Origin of the sequence: Mesorhizobium sp. M4B.F.Ca.ET.214.01.1.1 (assembly GCF_004791545.1) — a bacterium.
Lineage (GTDB): Bacteria > Pseudomonadota > Alphaproteobacteria > Rhizobiales > Rhizobiaceae > Mesorhizobium > Mesorhizobium abyssinicae.
Window position 1 is genome coordinate 199,655 of the sequence record NZ_SRUX01000011.1, and the last position, 20,960, is coordinate 220,614.

The 20,960-nt window shown below is 64.7% G+C and carries 17 protein-coding genes and 1 riboswitch; of the genes, 7 read left to right on the forward strand and 10 right to left on the reverse strand.

Going from position 1 to position 20,960, the window contains the following annotated elements; translation table 11 throughout:
* Positions 1–2 precede the first annotated feature (2 nt).
* The 4 genes from EN857_RS22155 (at position 3) to EN857_RS22170 (ending at position 4,140) form a co-directional block, all read left to right on the forward strand.
* Positions 3–968, forward strand: a complete 966-nt coding sequence (locus tag EN857_RS22155; protein ID WP_135858389.1) for a type II secretion system F family protein — start codon at positions 3–5, stop codon at positions 966–968.
* Between the two features lies 1 nt (position 969).
* Positions 970–1,935 (forward strand): type II secretion system F family protein, encoded by a 966-nt coding sequence (locus tag EN857_RS22160; protein ID WP_127285765.1) that lies wholly within the window; start codon positions 970–972, stop codon positions 1,933–1,935.
* Between the two features lie 222 nt (positions 1,936–2,157).
* Positions 2,158–2,631, forward strand: coding sequence for a tetratricopeptide repeat protein (locus tag EN857_RS22165; RefSeq protein WP_127285766.1), 474 nt, complete (start codon positions 2,158–2,160; stop codon positions 2,629–2,631).
* 339 nt (positions 2,632–2,970) lie between these two features.
* On the forward strand, positions 2,971–4,140 hold the full coding sequence (locus tag EN857_RS22170) for a GGDEF domain-containing protein (RefSeq protein WP_127391508.1): 1,170 nt from the start codon (positions 2,971–2,973) through the stop codon (positions 4,138–4,140).
* Between the two features lie 12 nt (positions 4,141–4,152).
* Here the strand turns inward: EN857_RS22170 and gcvP are convergent, their stop codons facing one another.
* The 3 genes from gcvP to gcvT are packed head-to-tail and all read right to left on the reverse strand — an operon-like array spanning position 4,153 to position 8,456.
* Complete coding sequence (gene gcvP / locus EN857_RS22175) at positions 4,153–6,963, reverse strand: aminomethyl-transferring glycine dehydrogenase (RefSeq protein ID WP_127391507.1); 2,811 nt, start codon at positions 6,961–6,963, stop codon at positions 4,153–4,155.
* 17 nt (positions 6,964–6,980) lie between these two features.
* Entirely contained in the window at positions 6,981–7,349 is a 369-nt protein-coding gene (gcvH, locus tag EN857_RS22180; RefSeq protein ID WP_127287394.1) for a glycine cleavage system protein GcvH, read from the reverse strand.
* Between the two features lie 6 nt (positions 7,350–7,355).
* Positions 7,356–8,456, reverse strand: a complete 1,101-nt coding sequence (gcvT, locus tag EN857_RS22185) for a glycine cleavage system aminomethyltransferase GcvT (RefSeq protein ID WP_127391506.1) — start codon at positions 8,454–8,456, stop codon at positions 7,356–7,358.
* 149 nt (positions 8,457–8,605) lie between these two features.
* Positions 8,606–8,692: riboswitch (glycine riboswitch) on the reverse strand.
* A gap of 186 nt (positions 8,693–8,878) precedes the next feature.
* On the opposite strand from gcvT, the gene EN857_RS22190 reads away from it, so the two are divergent.
* The gene (locus EN857_RS22190; protein WP_128346878.1) at positions 8,879–9,880 is read left to right on the forward strand and encodes a hypothetical protein; all 1,002 of its coding nucleotides are present in this window, start codon (positions 8,879–8,881) and stop codon (positions 9,878–9,880) included.
* On the opposite strand, the gene EN857_RS22195 is transcribed toward EN857_RS22190, so the two are convergent.
* The 7 genes from EN857_RS22195 to EN857_RS22225 all read right to left on the reverse strand — a co-directional run bounded on the left by EN857_RS22195 (position 9,877) and on the right by EN857_RS22225 (position 15,063).
* On the reverse strand, positions 9,877–10,329 hold the full coding sequence (locus EN857_RS22195) for a GNAT family N-acetyltransferase (protein WP_127391867.1): 453 nt from the start codon (positions 10,327–10,329) through the stop codon (positions 9,877–9,879). The two genes, EN857_RS22190 and EN857_RS22195, sit on opposite strands and share 4 nt — an antisense overlap.
* The gene (locus tag EN857_RS22200) at positions 10,301–11,092 is read right to left on the reverse strand and encodes a molybdopterin-binding protein (protein ID WP_127286471.1); all 792 of its coding nucleotides are present in this window, start codon (positions 11,090–11,092) and stop codon (positions 10,301–10,303) included. The genes EN857_RS22195 and EN857_RS22200 overlap by 29 nt, the downstream gene beginning before the upstream one ends.
* A 1-nt stretch (position 11,093) precedes the next feature.
* Positions 11,094–11,972 carry a cytochrome b/b6 domain-containing protein gene (locus EN857_RS22205; protein WP_127286470.1) on the reverse strand — a complete coding sequence of 293 codons (879 nt, stop codon included), beginning with the start codon at positions 11,970–11,972 and terminating at the stop codon, positions 11,094–11,096.
* A 102-nt stretch (positions 11,973–12,074) separates the two neighbouring features.
* Positions 12,075–12,755: a DUF1345 domain-containing protein gene (locus tag EN857_RS22210; protein ID WP_127311423.1), complete on the reverse strand. Its 681-nt coding sequence runs from the start codon at positions 12,753–12,755 to the stop codon at positions 12,075–12,077.
* Between the two features lie 15 nt (positions 12,756–12,770).
* Complete coding sequence (locus EN857_RS22215; protein WP_127286469.1) at positions 12,771–13,238, reverse strand: YaiI/YqxD family protein; 468 nt, start codon at positions 13,236–13,238, stop codon at positions 12,771–12,773.
* Positions 13,239–13,302: 64 nt separating this feature from the next.
* Complete coding sequence (gene gfa / locus EN857_RS22220) at positions 13,303–13,872, reverse strand: S-(hydroxymethyl)glutathione synthase (protein WP_127286468.1); 570 nt, start codon at positions 13,870–13,872, stop codon at positions 13,303–13,305.
* 63 nt (positions 13,873–13,935) lie between these two features.
* Positions 13,936–15,063 carry an S-(hydroxymethyl)glutathione dehydrogenase/class III alcohol dehydrogenase gene (locus EN857_RS22225; RefSeq protein WP_127391868.1) on the reverse strand — a complete coding sequence of 376 codons (1,128 nt, stop codon included), beginning with the start codon at positions 15,061–15,063 and terminating at the stop codon, positions 13,936–13,938.
* A gap of 261 nt (positions 15,064–15,324) precedes the next feature.
* Between EN857_RS22225 and EN857_RS22230 the strand changes: the two genes are divergently transcribed.
* Positions 15,325–17,337 (forward strand): acetyl/propionyl/methylcrotonyl-CoA carboxylase subunit alpha, encoded by a 2,013-nt coding sequence (locus EN857_RS22230; protein ID WP_127391869.1) that lies wholly within the window; start codon positions 15,325–15,327, stop codon positions 17,335–17,337.
* A 92-nt stretch (positions 17,338–17,429) separates the two neighbouring features.
* Positions 17,430–20,954 (forward strand): DNA polymerase III subunit alpha, encoded by a 3,525-nt coding sequence (gene dnaE, locus EN857_RS22235; RefSeq protein ID WP_127391870.1) that lies wholly within the window; start codon positions 17,430–17,432, stop codon positions 20,952–20,954.
* The last annotated feature ends 6 nt before the right edge of the window (positions 20,955–20,960 follow it).

Below are 20,960 nucleotides of genomic sequence, written 5' to 3' on the forward strand. Positions count from 1 at the left end.
CGGTGTTCGAGGGTTTTAGCGCGATCTACGTCGTCTACGCCGCCGCCGCGCTCACCGGCATCATGATCGCCGAGGTGTGCTACCTGCTTTATGCCGGCCGCAGCGACAAGCGCACGGCCATCAACCGGCGCATGAAGCTGCAGGAGAACAAGATCAGCCAGGAGCAGGTGCTGATCCAGCTGCGCAAGGAACGCGGCCTGGAGGCCGGCGCCTCGGCGTTCTCGCTCGACCGGTTCCGCGCGTTGCGCACCCAGTCCGGCATGACGATGCCCTTGTCCAAGTTCCTGACCATCACCTCCGGCGTGGCGCTGGTGCTGGGCTGCGTGGCCGTCTGGTACGGACTGCCGCTGCTGATGGGCCTTCTCCTGTTTGTCGTGCTGCTGCCGGTGCTGCCGGTCATGGCGATGCGTTTCCAGCGCGGCCGCCGGCTGAAGCGGTTCGGCATGCAGTTGCCGGAGGCGCTGGAACTGATCACGCGCGGCCTCAAGGCCGGCCATCCGGTGCCGGTGGCCATCGCCATGGTGGCGCGCGAGATGCCGGACCCGATCGGTACCGAGTTCGGCGTCATCGCCGACGAGGTGACCTACGGCTCGGACCTGGTGTCGGCGCTGAACTCGCTGTTCGACCGCGTCGGCCACGAAGACCTGCCGCTGTTCGTCACCGCGGTCTCGATCCAGACCAGCTCGGGCGGCAATCTGCGCGAAATCCTGGACGGGCTGTCGTCGACGATCCGCGAGCGCGGCAAGCTGCGCCGAAAGGTGCGCGCGATTTCGACCGAGGGCCGCATGTCCGCCTACATCCTGACGGCGGTGCCGGCGCTGCTGTTCGCCGCCATCATGGTGCTGATGCCGCGGTTCTATCGCGAGGTGTGGGGCGAAGCGAAGACCTGGTACCTGCTGGGCGGCTCGATAACCTGGCTGATGCTGGGCAACGCCATCATGTTCAAGATGTCGAACTTCCGGTTCTGACATGCAGCGCGTGATCGAATTCCTCGCCTCGCTCGCGCCGACCTCGCTGATGCCGGTGGCAGTGCTGCTGCTCCTGCTCGGCGGCAGCGCGGTGGCCTGGCCGCTGGTCGTTGCCAAGGGCGACCGCAACGAGGTCAAGCGCCGGCTGAAGGTCGAGGAGGCGAGCAAACCCGTCGAACAGGCCGAACCGGCGCCGCGCAAGAATTCCAACGCGGTGCGCGAGAAGGCGGTAAAGCGGGCGCAGGAATTCTACGCCAAGAGCGACCCGGAAAATGTCGCGCGGCTGCGCATGAAGCTCATCCAGGCCGGCTACATGGAACCGCGCGCGATCGGCACCTTCTTCCTGATCCGCTTCGCGGCCTTCATCGGTCTGGCTCTCGGCGCCTTCCTGGTCAACCACTGGATGGCCAGCGCCGATTCGACCATGACCAGCCGCTGGAGCTTCGTCATCCTTTCGGGCGCCGCCGGCTACTTCCTGCCCGGCCTGGTGCTGAGCCAGAAGGTGCGCGAGAAGATGCGCGAATACCGCAATGGCTTTCCCGACTTCATGGACCTGATGATCGTCTGCTCCGATGCCGGCATGAGCATGGAGGCCGGCATCGAGCGCGTCTCTAAGGAGCTCGCCAAGACCTATCCGGCACTCAGCCAGAACCTGCAGCTGGTTTCGCTGGAGCTGAGGGCTGGCCGCAGCCTCGACGACGCGTTGAAGGCGCTCGCCGATCGCTTGAGCCTCGACGAGGTGCGCTCCTTCGCAACGCTGCTGCAGCAGTCGAAGGAGTTGGGCACCAGCCTGTCGGGCGCGCTGCGCGTCTTCTCCGACGAAATGCGCCACAAGCGCATGTCGCTCGCCGAGGAAAAGGCGCATGCCTTGCCGGCCAAGATGTCGGTGCCGGTGACGGTGTGCATCCTGCCCGTGGTGCTGATGATCGCCATCATTCCCATCATCGTCAAAATGACGGCGCACTAAGGTTTACGCTCCGCGCCGGTTCTCGGAATCCGCCTAGTTTGGTCGCTTCGCGCCCGTCTCCGACTCCGGCTCGGCCTGACCTGAGTCTCAACAGACCTTGGGTCGAATTGGACCTTTGTTCGAAACCAATTCTTAGGCGCGTTTCGGCACCGAAGGTTAATCGCCCTCTTGTAGAGTGCTTCCTGAAGAACGACCCGGCAAATCGGGCGATGGGGCAGGGGCATGCGTCACAGACTTCCCACGGCAGCGGCCGCACTGGCAGCCGTCTTGATGATCACCGGTTGCACGACCAACAACGCCGTCGACACGACCAAGACGACCGCGATCCAGCCGACGTCCAAGGACGTCAGCGCGTCGGACCTGGCGGAAGGCAAGGCGCAGTTCCGCGAAGCGAATTACGGCCTTGCCGAAAAGCATTTCCGCAAGGCGGTCGAGCTCAAGGCCGACAATGCCGAGGCGTGGATGGGGCTCGCCGCTTCCTATGACGAGCTCGGCCGTTTCGACTTCGCCGACCGCGCCTACGACCAGCTCCTGAAGGTCGCCGGGCGCAAGCCGCAGATCGTCAACAATATGGGCTATTCGCAGCTGCTGCGCGGCAACAAGAAGAAGGCCAGGGTCCTGCTGCTCGAGGCCAAGGCCCACATGGCCGACCAGACCGTCGTCGACGCCAATCTGGCACTGCTGAACAAGAGCTAGAGGCCTTACCAGGCTGGACTGGGTCGTTCCGCTCGAATTCACCGGCTATTCGCCGGTTGGTTTCGCGCTGGCGGACGGCCCGCCTCGTCCGCTGGCTTGTCCGATTCACAACATCGGCGTGCGTCCTCCTTGGGAGGGATCGACACGGGGTCGCAACAGAACTGTTCCAATATAAACCATAACGTTCCTAGTCTTCATATCTGCCATGCCAAGTAGTGGACGCTTTGTAAACCTTGTCTGAAAGTAGGGTCGAAAGGTTAGCGGAAAACGGTGTCGGCGGGCCGCCGTTAACCTAGAATGGGGGTGCAACCGACGACTCCCAAGAGGCTGCGCTCAAGAATGTTGGATTTTAGTTCGCTCCTGCTCGCCGCGGCGCTGTCGGGCACGTGCCTAAGCATAACCATGCTGGCGATCTGGTTCACCGCTCCGCGGGCGCGCTTCGTGCTGACGGTGGCGTGCGGCATCCTCGTGCTCGTTGCGCATGTCGTGCTGTTCTGGCAGTACACCAAAGAGCCCAACCCCTGGCTCTGCCAGGCGGTGCTGGCGCTGCTCAGCCTCGGCTTCCTCATCATCTGCCTGTCGGCCATGCAATATCTGGGTGTCGGCAACCAGGGCAGCGTCGTTGTGCCGACGGTGACGGCCATGGCCGTCTGCGCGCTCGTGACCTATCTCGGCTTTGACGGTGTCGGCTTCATCATCACCTATACGACCGTCACGGCGCTGCTCGCCGTGATCGGGGTGATGTTCTGGACCAAGGGCGGTCACGATCGTCGGATCCTGCTGGTCGTCTCGTTTCTCAGCGGTACCTGTGCGGTGTCCTTCGCGCTATGCGGCGCGATGCTGGCGATCCATGGACAATGGGTGCTCGGCGTGGCGCCCGATAACTGGGCGGAGCGGCTGAATACCGTCGTGGCGGTCGCCTGCATGACCGGTCTCGGCGCGCTGACGCTTTCGCTGCATCATCTGCAGGCGCAGATCGAATTGAAGGCCGAGACGCTGACCGATCCGCTGACAGGGCTGATGAACCGGCGGGCGCTGAACTCGCTCTACGGCGAGCGTGCCTTCGGTCCGTTCATGGCGGTCGTCATGTTCGACCTCGACCATTTCAAGAGGACGAACGACCTGTTCGGCCATCCGGTTGGCGACAAGGTCTTGTGCCGCTTCGCCGCGATCATCAGGAAGTACGGCAGGAACGGCGTCGATGCCTTCCGCCTGGGCGGCGAGGAGTTCGCGCTGGTCATCTCGCGCATGACGGAAGAGAAAGCTTACGATCTTGCCAGCAAGATCGGCGTCGCCTTCGGCGCCGAGGTCGTGCCGACGCCGCGCGGTCCGTTGCGAAGCACCGTCAGTGGCGGCATCGGCTTTGGCGCGGCCGGCGGCAGCAGCCTGGACGAAGTGCTGGCCGAGGCGGACAAGGCGCTCTATGCCGCCAAGCACGCCGGACGGAACCGCGTGCTCGTCCTCGACAAGGAGAGCAAGGCCGGCGGGCCGGCCCTGCGTTCCGCCTGATTGCCGGCCAGGCTACTCGGCGGCGCCCAGATATTCCGACAGCGGCGGGCAGGAGCAGACGAGGTTGCGGTCGCCGGCGACATTGTCGATGCGCGATACCGGCGGCCAGTATTTGGCCGACGTGTCGGCATCGCCGGCGGGATAGGCCGCCTCCAGCCGCGAATAGGGATGCGACCACTCGCCGGCCAGCGCCTCCGCCGCGGTGTGCGGCGCGTTGACCAGCGGGTTGTCGTTGAGCGGCCACTCGCCCTTCGCCACCTTGGCCGCCTCGCCGGCGATGGCAATCATCGCCTCGCAGAAGCGGTCGAGCTCGCGCTTGGGCTCGGACTCGGTCGGCTCCACCATCAGCGTGCCGGCGACCGGGAACGACATGGTCGGCGCGTGGAAGCCGTAGTCGATCAGGCGCTTGGCGATGTCATCGACGCTGATGCCGGCGCTCTCCTTGAGCACGCGGGTGTCGAGGATGCACTCGTGGGCGATGCGATCGTGCCTGCCCTTGTAGAGGAGCGGGAAGTGCGGCGCGAGCCGTGTCGCCACATAGTTGGCCGAGATGATGGCGGTCTCGGTAGCCTGCTTCAGTCCGGAAGCGCCCATCATGCGGATGTACATCCAGGTGATCGGCAGGATGGACGCGCTGCCGAAGGGTGCTGCCGCCACCGCATGCGCAGAGCCTTCAGTGACATGACCCGGCAGATAGGGTTTCAGGTGGGCCTTGACGCCGATCGGGCCGACGCCGGGGCCGCCTCCGCCATGCGGGATGCAGAAGGTCTTGTGCAGGTTCATATGGCAGACGTCGGCGCCGATGTCGGCGGGACGGGCAAGGGCGACCAGGGCGTTGAGGTTGGCGCCATCGAAATAGACCTGGCCGCCATGTTCGTGGATGAGGGCGCAGAGGTGGCGCGCGCCTTCCTCGTAAACGCCATGCGTCGAGGGATAGGTGAACATCAGCGCCGCGAGATTTTTGGAATGCTCGTTGGCCTTGGCCCTCATATCGTCCATGTCGATATTGCCGTCCTCCAGGCAGCGCACGACGACGACGCTCATTCCCGCCATAGCCGCGCTTGCCGGATTGGTGCCATGCGCGGAGGAGGGGATCAGGCATACGGTGCGATGGCTTTCGCCGCGCGAGCGGTGATAGGCGCGGATGGCGAGCAGCCCGGCATATTCGCCCTGGCTGCCGGCATTGGGCTGCAGGCTGACCGCGTCGAAGCCGGTGATCTCCGACAGCCAGCCCTCCAGTTCGCCGACCATGGCGCGATACCCCGCCGAATGGCTGGCAGGCGCGAAGGGATGCAGGTTGGCGACGCTAGGCCAGCTGACCGGCATCATTTCGGCCGCAGCGTTGAGCTTCATGGTGCAGGATCCCAGCGGGATCATGGCGCGGTCGAGCGCAAGGTCTTTGTCGGCCAGCCGGCGCAGGAAGCGCATCATGTCGGTCTCGGAGTGGTTCTCGTGGAAGACCGGCTGGGTCAAAAACTCCTTGCCGCGCGGTTTTCCCGGTACGGTGCGATCGGCCGCTGCGGCGGCCTTGGCGGCGAACAGCGCGGCGATCGCCTCGAGGTCGGCCTCGGTCGAGGTTTCGTCGAAGGCGACGCCGACATGGTCGGCGTCGATGACGCGCAGCAGCCGGCCGATCTTCTCGGCGGCGGCGGCGATCGATTTCGCCTTGCCCTTCACTTCGACCGTCACCGTGTCGAAGTGGCTGGCGCCGAGCACGGAAACGCCCGATGCGGTTAGGCCGGCGGCCAGGCGGCTGGCGAGCCCATGGATGCGCTCGGCGATCGCCTGCAGGCCGGCGGGACCATGCCAGATCGCATAGGCGGTCGCCATGTTGGCGAGCAGCGCCTGGGCGGTGCAGATGTTGGAGGTCGCCTTGTCGCGGCGGATGTGCTGCTCGCGCGTCTGCAGCGCCAGCCGGTAACCGGGACGCCCCTTGCTGTCGGTCGACTGGCCGACGAGGCGGCCAGGCATCAGCCGGGTCAACTTGTCGGAAACGGCGCAATAGGCGGCATGCGGGCCGCCAAAACCCATCGGCACGCCGAAGCGCTGCATCGGGCCAACGGCGATGTCGGCGCCGAGCTTGGCTGGCGTGTCGGTCAGCGTCAGGCCGAGCGGATCGGCGATGAAGATGACCAGCGCGCCGGTGGCGCGGGCTTTCTCGATCGCCGCCTTGTGGTCGCCGTAGACGCCGAACGTGTCGGGCCAGGAAACGAGAAGAGCGGCGGTGTTGTCGTCGATCGTCTCGCCGTCGACCTCGGTGCCGAGCGGCTCGGCGCGGGTGCGCACGACGTCCAGCGTCTGCGGGTGCGGCGTGCCGGCAAGCGCCACCTTGGTGCGCTTGTCGCGATGATGGCGCAGCGCAATGCCGACGGCTTCGGCGACGGCTGTCGCCTCATCGAGCAGCGAGGCCGACGCCACCGGCAGGCCGGTCAATTCGGTGACCAGGGTCTGGAAGTTGAACAGCATTTCCAGCCGGCCCTGGCTGATCTCGGCCTGGTAGGGCGTGTAGGCGGTGTACCAGGCCGGGTTCTCGAACAGGTTGCGCTGGATGACCGGCGGCACGTGGACGCCGTGATAGCCGGTGCCGATGAAGCTCTTCAGCACCTTGTTCTTCGCCATCGTCGCAGACAATTCGGCCAGCGCCTCGGCTTCGCTGGCCGGCGCGGGCAGGGTCAGCGGCAGGTCGAGGCGGATCGATCTCGGCACGGCCTGGCTGATCAGCGTCTCGACCGACGGAACGCCGATCACGGCCAGCATCGCTCGGACATCGTTGAGGCCGGGGCCGATATGGCGGGCCGAGAAGGGGTATGGTGCTGCGGTCATCGTAACTGTCCTGCTTTTCAGCCGATATGGGCTTTGTAGGCGGCCTCATCCAGCAGGCCTTCGAGCTGGCTTTCGTTGGAAAGCCTCATCTTCCACAGCCAGCCGTCGCCGGTGGCGGCCGAATTGACCAGCGAGGGGTCCGACGAGAGCGAGCTGTTGGCCTCGGTGATCTCGCCGTCGACCGGCGCATAGACGTCGGATGCCGCCTTGACAGACTCGACCACGACGGCGGTGTCGCCCTTGGTCAGCTTGCGGCCGGTTTCCGGCAATTCGACGAAGACGAGATCGCCGAGCTGCTCTTGTGCATAGTCGGTTATGCCGACCGTGGCGACGCCGCCCTCGACACGGAGCCATTCATGGTCTTCGGTGAAATAGGTTTTTGCCATCGGGACTTATCCTTTGCGGTAGCGATGAGGTGTGAAGGGCAAGGGGTTGATATCGATCGGGATTTTCGCCCCGCGCACATCGGCGAACAGTTTTGTTCCGGGCTTGGCCAGTGCTGTGTTGACATAGCCCATGGCAACCGGATGGCCAGCCGAGGGGCCGAAACCGCCCGATGTGACATGGCCGGCCCGATTGCCGTCGGCGTCGAACAGGGCAGCGCCCGCACGCACCGGCTGGCGGCCCTCCGGCTTCAGCCCGACACGTTTCTGCGCCGGGCCGCGCTCCAGGATGGCGCGCAGCGCGTCGGCGCCGATGAAGGAGCCGGTCGCCCGGATGTCCTTGGGGATGGCCCACATCAGGCCGGCGCTGGTCGGGTCGAATTCCTCGGTGATGTCCTGGCCGTGGAGGCAGAGCCCCGCTTCCAGCCGCAGACTGTCGCGAGCTGCAAGGCCGATCCAAGCGACGCGCTCGTCCTTGAGCAATGTCGCGACCAGATCCCGCGCATCCGCTTCCGGCAGACCGATCTCGAAGCCGTCCTCGCCGGTGTAGCCGGAACGGCTCATGAACCAGTTTTGGCGCGGCTCGATGCCGTGCATGAACAGCAGCGAGCCGGTCTCGATGCCGGCGCGGGCGAGGGCGGCCCAGGCCTCGGGACCCTGGATGGCGAGGAAGACGCGGTCGAGCGCATCCACCTTTGCCTCGAAATCCCCGGCCAGTGCCCGCAGATGCTTCTCGTCGACGGCTGCGTTGCCGGCATTGGCGACGACCATGAAGCGGTCGTCGCCAAGCCTGGTGATGATGAGGTCGTCGATGATGCCGGCGGCCTCGTTGAGGAAGAAGGTGTATTTCGACTGGGAAATCTCAAGCGCGCCGGCATCGAGCGGGCAGGCGCGGTTGAGCAGGGCAATCGCGCCCGGGCCGCTAACCAGGAACAGCTTCATGTGCGAAATGTCGAACAGGCCGGCATGCTCGCGGGTGTGAAGGTGCTCCTTCATCACCCCGGCAGGATAGGTGAGCGGCATCGACCAGCCGGCGAACGCACCAAAGCGCGCGCCAGCAGCCGTATGCAGATCTTCGAGGGGTAGGTGTTTGGTTTCGTCGCCCGTCATGTCATCTCCAGAGTCGCACGCAATCGGCCGCTGATGGCGACCAGTCCGTGCCCCTCTGTCTGAAGCCTGAGAGACTCGCGCCCCGTAACTCTGTCGGCAGCGCTTACACCTTCGGCGCGGGGCACGAGCCCCGACTTTCCAGAGTGTCTTTCCCGTCTACGGTTCTTTTGCCTGAGAGATTTCGGGCGATTTCCCCTTCGGCGGCAGCTCTCGCTGCTCTCTCCCGCAAACAGGTAGGACTCAGGGTTGAGCCCTCGACTCCTCATCCATAGCCCGTCAACGACACCTTGTCACCTGCCTGCGACATCTTGCTGACAAGTCTTCGCTAACCACGCGGTTTGCCGGTTTTTCAAGACACTGCTGGTATGTTGGGTCGAAACGACCTTTGGGTCCGGCTAAGGCCGGCGGCGACGGGGACAAAAATGGGCGAACTGATCATGAGCGCTCCGGTGGCGGGGCTGACCTCCAAGAACCGAATCACGGCCGAAGACGTGGTGATGCTGCGCCGCGAAGTATTTGGTGACGGCGTGGTAAGCCGTGGCGAGGCCGAGGCGCTGTTCGCGCTCGACCAGACGGCGCGCGACAAATGCCAGGAATGGCCGGCGTTCTTCGTCGAGGCGGTCACCGATTACATCGTCCACCAGGAAAAGCCGACGGGCTATATCTCCGAGGACAATGCCGACTGGCTGATCCGGACGATCTCGCGCGACGGCATGGTCGACAGCCTGACCGAGCTCGAGCTCCTGGTGCATGTGCTGGAGAAAGCCAAATCGTCGCCCAGCCGGCTTTCCGCCTATGCGCTGGAGCAGGTCTCGCATGCGGTGGTCGACGGCAAGGGGCCGCTGATGCTGGGCGGCCAACTGGTTCCGGGATTGGTGGCCAAGGCCGAAGTCGACCTGTTGCGCCGCATCCTCTACGCCTACGGCGGCGACGGCAATATCGCGATAACCCGCGCCGAGGCAGACGTGCTGTTCAGGATCAACGAGAGCACGGCGGTGGCCAGCAACGATCCGTCCTGGAACGAACTGTTCGTGAAGGCGATCGCCAACTTCGTCATGTGCTCGGCCGGCTACGAAGCGCCGACGCGGGATGTGGCGCTGCGCCAGGAGAACTTCCTCGATGCGGGCGAGCCGAACATCGGCGGCTTCTTCGGCCGCATGGTTTCCGGCGGGCTTGCCGGCATCATGGAGGCCTACCGCTCGCCCGACGATATCGAGGCCGATTGGGAAGCCAGGAACCGGGCCGTCGAGGCAATGGCCCGCCGCGCCGAGACGGTCGACGCCGGCGAAGCGAAGTGGCTGGCGGAGCGGATCGGCCCGAACCGGCCGCTCAGCGAGAACGAGCGCGCGCTGCTGACGCTGATCAAGCACGCCTCGCCGGAAATCCATCCGGCACTGAAGCCGCTGCTGGATAAGGTCGCCTAGGCGGCGACCGTCCTGCAGAGAATGATGTTGGAATGGCCTTCGGGCCACCCGGCGAATTCGCCCATACGCTCGAAGCCCGCCCTCTCGTAGAGACCCGGTGCCTGGAAGTCGTGCGTTGCGACCCAGATGCGTCGAACTCCTCTCGCGGAAGCCTCGGCTACGAAGGCATCGAGCAGCTTACTGCCATGGCCAAGACCTCGACAGGCCTCGTCGACCCACATCAGCTTTAGTTCGGCGATCCCCGCCCAGGAATGGCCCGCAGCGATGCCAATCGGGCGTCCGGCTGTGTCCCGCAGCAGAAAGACTAGGCCGCGATCATCGTCGCGGCCTGTCAGACGCCGGTTGTCGCCGTCGAGACGTTCCTCAATGGCGTTGAGCTCGGTCGGCGCAAGATCGTGCTCAGCCCGCAGGCGAGGAAAATCAAATGCCGCCGTACCAGTCGTAGCCATTGTCTTCCCAGTAGCCGCCGCGGCCGCCGCCGATCGCGGCGAAGCTGTCGACCAGTTCGATCTTGTAGAGATACTTCGGCATCTTGTAGCCAAGCTGGCGCTCGACGCGTACGCGCAGCGGCGCGCCGTTCTCGACCGGCAGCGGCTTGCCGTTGACGCCGTAGGCGAGGATCGTCTGCGGGTGGCGGGCATCGATCAGGTCGATGGTGCCGTAATATTTGACGTCGCCCGAGAGGCTGCGGTCGATCGTGTCGAGGCAGTGGAACATCACATACCGGGCCTGGGGTTTCACCACCGCCTGGTCGAGAACTAGGGACAGCGGCGTGCCGGTCCATTTGGCGATGCAGCTCCAGCCCTCGACGCAGTCGTGGCGAGTGATCTGGGTGCGGCTCGGCATATTCTGCAGCTGCTCGCGGGTCAGCGACAGCGGTTTCTCGACAAGGCCGGAGACCTCGAGGCGCCAGTCGGCGAAGTTGTTGGCAAGCAGGCCCTTATAGGTGTCGTCGTCGGGGGCGGTGACGCCGTTCGGCCGCTGCGGCTGGCGGATATCGGCCTCGGTGAACTCCTGCGCCAGCGCGTCGCGGCCGGCGAGCAGGCGCTGGGCCCGGTATGTCAGGCCATTGGCATTCTCGAGGAAGCTGCGCAGACCGCCGCCGATGCCGAGCCCGCCGTCGAAGGCATCGCAGCCCGACAGCGCGATGCCGGACAGGCCGAGACTGGCGGAGGTGAGGAATTTCCTGCGGTTGATTTGAAACTTGGCCATATCAGGCGCTCCTCTCGGACGAGCTGTCGTCATGCGCCGGCGGGTCGGTGCGGTACCAGCCGGTGATGATCGAGCGCAATTCGTTGATCGGGCCGGCGGCGAGGATCATCAGCATGTGGATGATGAAGAAGCCGACGAGCAGCACCATGACAGTGAAGTGGATGGTGCGCGCCGTCTGCCGGCCGCCGAGCACATCATTTAGCCAGGGCAGCACCGAATTCATGCTCGGCGACATGGCGAGGCCGGTGATGATCATTAGCGGCAACAGCACGAACAGCACGCCGCCATAAGCCATTTTCTGCAGCGTGTTGTATTCGCGCGTGTGATGGAACTTCAGCTTCGCGTGGTCGACGATGTCCCGCGGCAATCGCCGGAGATCGTCGAGGCGCGGGGCGAGATCGCGCCTGACATGGCCGTTGATCAGGCCGGCGACCAGCCAGACGAGCAAGGTGGCGGAGAGCACCCAGGCGAAGAAGAAATGAACGACGCGGGCGGTGCCGAGATCATAGTAGGAGGGGATCGTCGCCCAGGACGGGAAAGCGCGGGGCGACTCCTGTCCGGGCGGTCCGGACCAGCCGAGCACGCCGGTCGTGTCGAAGTGTTTGCCGAAGATTTCGGTGTAGCCGCGCGGACCCTGGTCGGTGTTTTCGGCGCCGATGGCGAAGATGGTGTTGTTGTAGCCGAAGCCGGATTCCTTGCCGATATAAAGCTGGGGGCGGGCGTTGAATATCTGCAGGCCGGAAAGCAGCATGAAGAACAGCGCGATCGCCCAGAGCCAGTGGGTCAGTCGCGTCCAGCGGGACTGGCGGTAGATCAGCGTCGCGTCCTTCGATGCGGCTTGCGCATCGGCGGCGGGCTCGCTCCTGGCAACGGTTTCCATCGTCCTTCGTTCTCCCGGCCTTGTAGCTCTTCGTTCTCCTCCCAATACGTCGCCAGCCAAAGCGATGTTTCATCCGATCACGGATTTATTACGGGCAAGCGGTCAAGGACTGCTCAGGCTGACGGCGAGATTCACCGCCGCCGCGACGATCACCGTGTTGAAGAAGAACGACAGGATCGAATGGATGAGCACCACCTGGCGCATGTGCGAGGTGGTGATGGCGGTGTCGGCGGTCTGCGCGGTCATGCCGATGACGGTCGCAAAATAGAGGAAATCCCAGCCCTCGGGACGCTTGTCGCCGGGGAAATCCAGACCACCGACCGGAACCTTCTTCTTGGTGGCGACGTCGATCTCTTCGCCGTTCATCCAGTAGACATGCGCGTAGTGGAGCGAGGCCATGGCGTGGATCGTGAACCAGCCGAGCGGAATCGACAGGATGGCGAAGCTGAGCTCGAATGGATGCGCGGCCTCCTTCTGGTTGATCAGATGGAACAGCGAAACGGTGGCGACGCCGACGATGAAAAGGGTAACCGCAAAGATACCAAGTACCGGGAGATCGGTAGCGCGCGCGTTCTTGCTGAGATAGCGGCCGGTAAGCCTCGGCATCAAGGCGAGGACGAGAATGATGTAGGTGGCAAAAAAGACATTCGCGCCGATCGAATAGGCGAGCGGCACGCGCAGCAGCGAGGCCAGCAACAAAGCGACAATGCCAATGGCCGCCGACAAAGCGAACTGGATATGCGGATGCATCGGCGTTTTGACGGATGTGTCGTCGTCACCCATGGCCCGGCCTCCAGATCAGTCCGGTGTGGCGGATTTCAGCGCCCGCCGCAAGATGCGGTCGAGTTCGCCAAGAAAGCGCGAGCGGTCCTGCGGCGTGAACCCGGCATTGTAGCCTTTGCTTTCACCAGTCTCGCGCAGATGCTGCTTGAGGTCGCGCATCGCCACCGCCATGCCGATGGTTTCAGGCGTGAAGGGACGGCCGGTCGGGCCCAACACATGCGCGCCGAGCGCCACGGTGCGCGCGGCAAGCGGGATGTCGGCCGTCACCACGATGTCGTTGGACAGTGCATTCTCCACGATCCAATCGTCGGCGGCATCGGCGCTCTTGGATACAACGACGTTGCGGATCATCGGATCGCGCGATGGGCGCAGGCCGCCATTGGAGACATAGGTGACCATGACGCCGTGGCGCTCCGCCACCTTCTCGACCTCCGCCTTGACCGGGCAGGCGTCGGCATCGACGTAGATGATGGGTGCGGGCATCGTCCCTCCAAAACGAACATGGGGCCGGTTTTGACCGGCCCCATGGCAGAAATTCTCGAACTTGTCAGGCCGGCAAGGCGCCGGACTTCTTGGCCGTCCAGGTGGCGATGTAGTCCATCAGGCCGGGGTTGAGGCAGTCATAGGGTTCGAGCCCGATCGACTTCAGCTGGGCGCGGATACCGTCCATGCGTTTCGGATCGACACCGGATTCGATGATCGAGGAGACGAAGGCGGTGAAGCCCGGAGGCGACCAGCCGTCCTCCTCGAAACGCTCGGGATGGATGAAGCTCAGGCCCTTGAACGGATGGTCGCGCTCGACCGGTCCGTGCATGTGGACGCCGCAGCCGGTGCAGGCATGGCGCTGGATCAGCGCGCTCGGATCGACCACTTTCAGCTTGTCGCCATTCTCCACGACGGTGACGTCGCCGGTGCCGGCAACGGCCACGACGGAGAAGATCGCGCCCTCGGGCTTCCAGCATTTGGTGCAGCCGCAGGCGTGGTTGTGGGCGATCTGGCCCTTGACCTTCACCTTCACCGGCTTGCTGGTGCAGGCGCAGACCAGCGTGCCGCCGGAGAAGCTCGCGCTTTCCTTGGGCAGGCCATTGTCGATTCTAGGATGCAGTTTTTCCGGCATTCCATTCCTCCCATGTTTCACCACAGAGGTCGCTGGCCGGTAGGCCGGCGGCGTGCGGCTTCCTCAGTAAACCACGACACTGCGGATCGACTTGCCCTCATGCATGAGGTCGAAGCCCTTGTTGATGTCCTCCAGCTTCAGCGTATGGGTGATCATCGGATCGATCTGGATCTTGCCCTCCATGTACCAGTCGACGATCCGCGGCACGTCGGTGCGGCCGCGCGCGCCGCCGAAGGCGGTGCCCATCCAGGTGCGGCCGGTGACCAGCTGGAACGGACGTGTCGAAATCTCCTGGCCGGCGCCGGCGACGCCGATGATGACCGATTTGCCCCAGCCACGATGCGAGGCCTCGAGCGCCTGGCGCATCACCTTGGTGCTGCCGGTGCAGTCGAAGGTGTAGTCGGCGCCGCCGATCTGGTCGGCGCCGCGCTTGGTCATGTTGACCAGATAAGGCACGATGTCGCCGTCGATCTCCTTCGGATTGACGAAATGCGTCATGCCGAACCGCTCGCCCCACGGCTTCTTGTCGTTGTTCAGATCGACGCCGATGATCATGTCGGCGCCGGCAAGCTTCAGGCCCTGGATGACGTTGAGGCCGATGCCGCCGAGGCCGAAGACCACGGCGGTGGCGCCTTGCTCGACCTTGGCGGTGTTGATCACCGCGCCGATGCCGGTGGTGACGCCGCAGCCGATGTAGCAGATCTTGTCGAACGGAGCGTCGGGATTGACCTTGGCCAGCGCGATCTCGGGCAGCACGGTGAAGTTGGAGAAAGTCGAGCAGCCCATATAGTGGAACAGCTTGTCCTTGCCGATCGAGAAGCGTGACGAGCCGTCCGGCATCAGGCCTTGCCCCTGCGTGGCGCGGATCGCGGTGCAGAGGTTGGTCTTGCGCGAGAGGCAGGACGGGCATTGGCGGCATTCGGGCGTGTAGAGCGGGATGACGTGGTCGCCCTTCTTGACCGAGGTCACGCCCCTGCCGACGTCGACGACGATGCCGGCGCCTTCATGGCCGAGGATCGCCGGAAACAGGCCTTCCGGATCGGCGCCCGACAGCGTGAACTCGTCGGTGTGGCAGATGCCGGTCGCCTTGATCTCGACCAGCACCTCGCCGTCGCGCGGCCCTTCGAGGTCGACCTCCATGATCTCCAGCGGCTTTCCGGCGGCGACAGCAACAGCGGCGCGCGTTTTCATGAGGCAGTTCCTCCCAAGGCAATAGACAAACTCTGATGTGGCCGGCTTGTTGAGCCTGCCCGGCGAAGCGAAATGCCCGCCAGCCCTCCGCAATGAGCCACGCGCCACTCTACAGAGTTCGGCGACGGCGGCCAACTTCCTTGCGACGTTTTTCGGCGCGGTATTCGCAATCCGGGCAGGGCGGATGCTCGTCGCCCGGCCACTTGAGCCATGGCGGGATTGTCCATAGAACTGGTTTCTCGCCGGAGGAACGACGCCCGAATGTTCAAGAAGATCCTGATCGCCAATCGCGGCGAGATCGCCTGCCGTGTGATCAAGACGGCGCGCAAGATGGGGATTGCCACCGTCGCGGTCTATTCGGACGCCGATCGCGACGCCGTGCATGTCGAGATGGCTGACGAAGCCGTGCATATCGGGCCTTCGCCCGCGGCGCAAAGCTATCTGCTCGCCGACAAGATCCTTGCCGCCTGCAAGCAGACCGGAGCGGAGGCCGTGCATCCCGGCTATGGCTTTCTTTCCGAACGCGCCGCCTTCTGCGAGGCGCTGGAGAAGGAAGGCATCGTCTTCATCGGCCCGAAGCCCAAGGCGATCAGGGCGATGGGCGACAAGATCGAATCGAAGAAATTCGCCAACGAGGCGAAAGTGTCGACAGTGCCCGGCTGGCTGGGCGTCATCGAGAACGCCGACCATGCCGAAAGAATAGCCGGCGAGATCGGCTATCCGGTGATGATCAAGGCCTCGGCCGGCGGCGGCGGCAAGGGCATGCGCATCGCCTGGGGCGAGGCGGAAGTGCGCGACGGCTTCGATCGGGCGCGCTCGGAAGCGAAAAGCTCGTTCGGCGACGACCGAGTCTTCATCGAGAAGTTCGTGGTCGATCCGCGCCATATCGAGATCCAGGTATTGGCCGACGCGCATGGCACTGCGCTCTATCTCGGCGAGCGCGAATGCTCGATCCAGCGGCGCAACCAGAAGGTGGTCGAGGAGGCGCCGTCGCCATTCCTCGACGCCACGACCCGAAAGGCGATGGGCGAGCAGGCGGTGGCGCTGGCCAGGGCCGTCGGCTACCAGAGCGCCGGCACGGTGGAATTCATCGTCGACAGCGAAAAGAACTTCTATTTCCTTGAAATGAATACGCGATTGCAGGTCGAGCACCCGGTGACCGAGCTCGTCACCGGCATCGATCTGGTCGAGCAGATGATCCGTGTCGCCGCTGGCGAGAAGCTCGCCATCAAGCAGAGCGACGTGAAACTGAACGGCTGGGCGGTGGAAAGCCGCCTCTATGCCGAGGATCCGTACCGCAATTTCCTGCCCTCGATCGGCCGGCTGACGCGCTATCGGCCGCCGGAGGAGGGGACGTTCGGCGATGTGGTCATCCGCAACGATACCGGGGTCACCGAAGGCTCCGAGATTTCGATGTTCTACGATCCGATGGTGGCCAAGCTTTGCACCTGGGCGCCGACCAGGCTCGAGGCGATCGACGCCATGTCGGAGGCGCTCGACAGTTTCGTCGTCGATGGCATCGAGCACAACATTCCGTTCCTGGCGGCGCTGATGCAGCATCCGCGCTGGCGGGAGGGGCGACTGTCGACCGGCTTCATCGCCGAGGAATATCCGCACGGATTCGCGCCGATCGCGCCGGACGCCGAAGAAAAGGCGGTGCTGGCGGCGGTCGCAACGGCGATGGAACTGCTGCGCCGCGACCGGCTCGACCGGCTGAGCGGACGGCTGGCGCCGCATTCGGGCATCCTCAAGCGGGACTGGGTGGTCAAGATCGGCGCCGACTACCTTTCGGCCGCTGTTCTCGAAGGCATGGTCTCGATCCCCATGGAAGTCGATCTGTCGATCGATGGCGGCAAGCCGCTGACGGTGGCGTCCGACTGGCGGCCGGGCGATCTCATCTGGCGCGGCACGGTCGGGAGCAACACGGTCGCGGCACAGGTGCGCCCGGCGCTGAACGGCTTGCGCATCGCCTGGAAAGGCATGTCGGTGACGGCCCAGGCCATGCTGCCGCGCACCGCCGAGCTCGAAAGGTTGATGCCGGAAAAGCTGCCGCCGGATACGTCGAAGATGCTGCTTTGCCCGATGCCGGGCCTCGTCGTATCGATCGCCGTCGCCGAGGGACAGGAAGTCAAGGCCGGCGAGACGCTGGCCGTGGTCGAGGCGATGAAGATGGAGAACGTGCTGCGCGCCGAACGCGACCTCACCGTGTCCAGGCTCAACGCAAAACCGGGCGACAGTCTCACCGTCGATGCGGTGATCATGGAATTCGCCTGACCTGTGCACAGGAGATCGCTGGACTCGCATCCCGCGCTCCCGGACAATACATCTGCACTGATTGTTGAGTCCTTTCGAGCGACGCGAGCCCCATGGCGGATGAACGACTTCCACGCGACCCGTTGCTGCGCGAAGCAGCGGTAAAGGAAGCGCGTCCGGAAACGCCGGCGCGGCCGTTCATCCATCTGCGCGTGCACTCTGCCTATTCGCTGCTCGAAGGCGCCTTGCAGCTCGGCGCCATCGTCGGCCATGCGGTCAAGGACGAGTGCCCGGCGATCGCCGTCACCGACACCAACAATCTGTTCGGGGCGCTGGAATTCGCGCAGAAGGCGGTGAAGGACGGCATCCAGCCGATCCTCGGCTGCCAGATCGATCTCGCCTTTTCCGGCGAGGCGGGCGATGGCCAGCGCGACCGCCGCCGCCAGGGGCCGGAGATGCACGCCGTCGTGCTGATCGCCGCCACCGAGGCCGGCTACGCCAATCTGGTCAGGCTGATCAGCCGGGTCTATCTGGAAACGCCGCCCGGCGAGCCGGTGCACCTGACCAGCGCGATGCTCGAGGGACAATCCGACGGCTTGATCTGCCTGACCGGCGGTCCGCGCGGTCCGATCGGCCGCGCCTTGAAGGAGGACCGCCGCGACCTCGCCGAGCAGCGGCTGCTGACGCTGAAGGCGATGTTCGGCGATCGGCTCTACGTCGAGCTGGAGCGGGTCCAGGGCTACGACCGCATGATCGAGAAATCGACGGTCGACCTTGCCTACAGCCACGATCTGCCACTAGTCGCCACCAACGAGGCGTTCTTTTCCAGGCGCGACGACTATGAGGCGCATGACGCGCTGGTCGCCATCGCCGAGGGTTCGGTGGTCGCCGCCGACAATCGCCGGCGGCTCTCGCCGGACAATTTCCTGCGCAGCCAGGCGGAGATGGCGAAGCTGTTCTGCGACCTGCCGGAAGCAATCGACAACACGGTCGAGATCGCGCTGCGCTGTTCCTACTATCCGAAGAACCGCAGCCCGATCCTGCCGCGCTTCACCGGCGGCGATATCGCCGACAAGGATGCGGCGGAGAAGGCGGAGGCGGCCGAGCTCGCCCGCCAGGCGCGCGAGGGGCTGGAGGCGCGGCTGGCCGCGCACGGTCCGACGCCGGGCTATACGGTCGAGCAATATCGCGAGCGGCTCGATTTCGAGCTCGGCATCATCGAGAAGATGAAATTCCCGGGCTACTTCCTGATCGTTGCCGACTTCATCAAATGGGCGAAGTCGCAAGGCATTCCGGTCGGGCCGGGACGCGGTTCGGGCGCCGGTTCGCTGGTCGCCTATTCGACGACCATCACCGATATCGACCCGCTGCGCTTCTCGCTGCTGTTCGAGCGCTTCCTCAATCCCGATCGCGTCTCGATGCCTGACTTCGACATCGACTTCTGCCAGGACCGGCGCGAGGAGGTGATCCGCTACGTCCAGCAGAAATACGGCCGCGACCAGGTCGGGCAGATCATCACCTTCGGTACGCTGCAGGCGCGCGCGGTGCTGCGCGACGTCGGCCGCGTGCTGCAGATGCCTTATGGCCAGGTCGACAAGCTCTCCAAGATGGTGCCGCAGAATCCGGCTAATCCGGTCAAGCTGGCGGACGCCATCGCCAACGAGCCGCGCTTCGCCGAGGAGGCGGAGAAGGAGCCGATCGTCCAGACGCTTCTCGATACGGCGCAGAAGCTCGAAGGCCTTTATCGCCATGCCTCGACGCATGCCGCCGGCATCGTCATCGGCGACCGGCCTTTGTCGGAACTGGTGCCGATGTACCGCGATCCGCGCTCGGACATGCCGGTCACCCAGTTCAACATGAAATATGTCGAGCAGGCCGGGCTGGTGAAGTTCGACTTCCTCGGCCTGAAGACGCTGACCGTGCTGGAAACGGCGGTGAAGCTGATCCGCCGTCGCGGCATCGACATCGATCTCGCAACGATCCCGCTCGACGATCCCGATACCTACGCCATGCTGTCGCGCGGCGAGGTGGTCGGCGTGTTCCAGGTGGAAAGCGCCGGCATGCGCAAGGCGCTGATCGGCATGCGGCCGGACTGCATCGAGGACATCATCGCGCTGGTGGCGCTCTACCGCCCCGGCCCGATGGAGAACATCCCGACCTACAACGCCCGCAAGCATGGCGAGGAGGAGATGGCCTCGATCCATCCCAAGATCGACCATCTGGTGAAGGAGACGCAGGGCGTCATCGTCTACCAGGAACAGGTGATGCAGATCGCGCAGGAGCTTTCCGGCTATTCGCTCGGCGAAGCCGACCTTCTGCGCCGCGCCATGGGCAAGAAGATCCGCGCCGAGATGGACAAGCAGCGCGAGCGCTTCGTCACGGGCGCGGTCGAGCGCGGCGTCGGCAAGCCGCAGGCCGATTTCATTTTCGACCTTCTGGCGAAGTTCGCCGACTACGGCTTCAACAAGTCGCACGCCGCGGCTTACGCGGTCGTGTCCTATCAGACCGCCTACCTCAAGGCGCACTATCCGGTCGAATTCCTCGCGGCATCGATGACGCTCGACATGGGCAACACCGACAAGCTCGCCGATTTCCGCCAGGATGCGCTGCGGCTCGGCATCGAGGTGGTGGCGCCGTCGGTGATGTCGAGCTTCCGCCCCTTCGAGGTCGGCCAGAACAAGATTTTCTATTCGCTGGCCGCGCTCAAAGGCGTCGGCGACGCGGCGGTCGAGCACATCGTCGCCATGCGCGGCGAAAAACCATTCAAGAGCCTGGCCGACTTCTGCGAAAGGGTCGATCCGAAGATCGTCGGCAAGCGCGTCTTCGAAAGCCTGATCATGGCCGGCGCGCTGGACTGCTTCGGCCATGACCGCGCCGCCATGATGGCCGGCGTCGAGCGGATGATGGGGCTGGCCTCTCTGGCGCAGCAGAATGCCGTCTCCGGCCAGGCCGACATATTCGGCGCCTCGCTCGGCGCCCAGTCGCAGGCGCTCAATTTGCCGGCGACCGAACCGTGGCTGGCGGCCGACCGGCTGCACCGCGAATTCCAGGTGGTCGGCTTCTATCTCTCGGCGCACCCGCTGGACGAGTACAAAGCGGCGCTGCAGAAGATGCGGGTGCAGAACTGGGCGGAGTTCTCGGCCGCCGTCAAGCGAGGTGCCGCCGCCGGGCGACTCGCCGGCACGGTCACCACCAAGCAGGAGCGAAAGACGCGCACCGGCAACAAGATGGGCGTGGTGCAATTTTCCGACACGACGGGGCAATACGAGGCGGTGCTGTTCTCCGAAGGCCTGGCGCAATTTCGCGACATGCTGGAGCCTGGCCGCTCGGTGGTGATCACGGTTTCGGCCGAAGACAGGCCGGAGGGCATCAATCTGCGCATCCAGACGGTGCAGTCGCTGGAGGATGAGGCCAGCCGCATCCAGAAGGCCCTACGCATCTTTGTCAGGGACGATAGGCCATCGTCGATCATTCAGGCCCAGCTCAAGCAGCGCGGCGACAGCCAGGTCAGCATCATCCTTCTCAAGGGAGAAGCGCAGGGCGAGATCGAGATCGATTTGGGTCGTTACCGCGTCTCGCCGCAAATCGCGTCCGCCATGCGCGCGGTGCAGGGCGTGGTGGAAGTGGAACTTATCTAGGAGAAG

Excerpts from the sequence above, each read along its gene's own strand:
- EN857_RS22160 (WP_127285765.1), top strand. The coding sequence starts at position 970 with ATGCAGCGCGTGATCGAATTCCTCGCCTCGCTCGCGCCGACCTCGCTG.
- EN857_RS22165 (WP_127285766.1), top strand. The coding sequence starts at position 2,158 with ATGCGTCACAGACTTCCCACGGCAGCGGCCGCACTGGCAGCCGTCTTG.
- EN857_RS22170 (WP_127391508.1), top strand. The coding sequence starts at position 2,971 with ATGTTGGATTTTAGTTCGCTCCTGCTCGCCGCGGCGCTGTCGGGCACG.
- gcvP (WP_127391507.1), bottom strand. The coding sequence starts at position 6,963 with ATGACCGCAGCACCATACCCCTTCTCGGCCCGCCATATCGGCCCCGGC.
- gcvH (WP_127287394.1), bottom strand. The coding sequence starts at position 7,349 with ATGGCAAAAACCTATTTCACCGAAGACCATGAATGGCTCCGTGTCGAG.
- gcvT (WP_127391506.1), bottom strand. The coding sequence starts at position 8,456 with ATGACGGGCGACGAAACCAAACACCTACCCCTCGAAGATCTGCATACG.
- EN857_RS22190 (WP_128346878.1), top strand. The coding sequence starts at position 8,879 with ATGGGCGAACTGATCATGAGCGCTCCGGTGGCGGGGCTGACCTCCAAG.
- EN857_RS22195 (WP_127391867.1), bottom strand. The coding sequence starts at position 10,329 with ATGGCTACGACTGGTACGGCGGCATTTGATTTTCCTCGCCTGCGGGCT.
- EN857_RS22200 (WP_127286471.1), bottom strand. The coding sequence starts at position 11,092 with ATGGCCAAGTTTCAAATCAACCGCAGGAAATTCCTCACCTCCGCCAGT.
- EN857_RS22205 (WP_127286470.1), bottom strand. The coding sequence starts at position 11,972 with ATGGAAACCGTTGCCAGGAGCGAGCCCGCCGCCGATGCGCAAGCCGCA.
- EN857_RS22210 (WP_127311423.1), bottom strand. The coding sequence starts at position 12,755 with ATGGGTGACGACGACACATCCGTCAAAACGCCGATGCATCCGCATATC.
- EN857_RS22215 (WP_127286469.1), bottom strand. The coding sequence starts at position 13,238 with ATGCCCGCACCCATCATCTACGTCGATGCCGACGCCTGCCCGGTCAAG.
- gfa (WP_127286468.1), bottom strand. The coding sequence starts at position 13,872 with ATGCCGGAAAAACTGCATCCTAGAATCGACAATGGCCTGCCCAAGGAA.
- EN857_RS22225 (WP_127391868.1), bottom strand. The coding sequence starts at position 15,063 with ATGAAAACGCGCGCCGCTGTTGCTGTCGCCGCCGGAAAGCCGCTGGAG.
- EN857_RS22230 (WP_127391869.1), top strand. The coding sequence starts at position 15,325 with ATGTTCAAGAAGATCCTGATCGCCAATCGCGGCGAGATCGCCTGCCGT.
- dnaE (WP_127391870.1), top strand. The coding sequence starts at position 17,430 with ATGGCGGATGAACGACTTCCACGCGACCCGTTGCTGCGCGAAGCAGCG.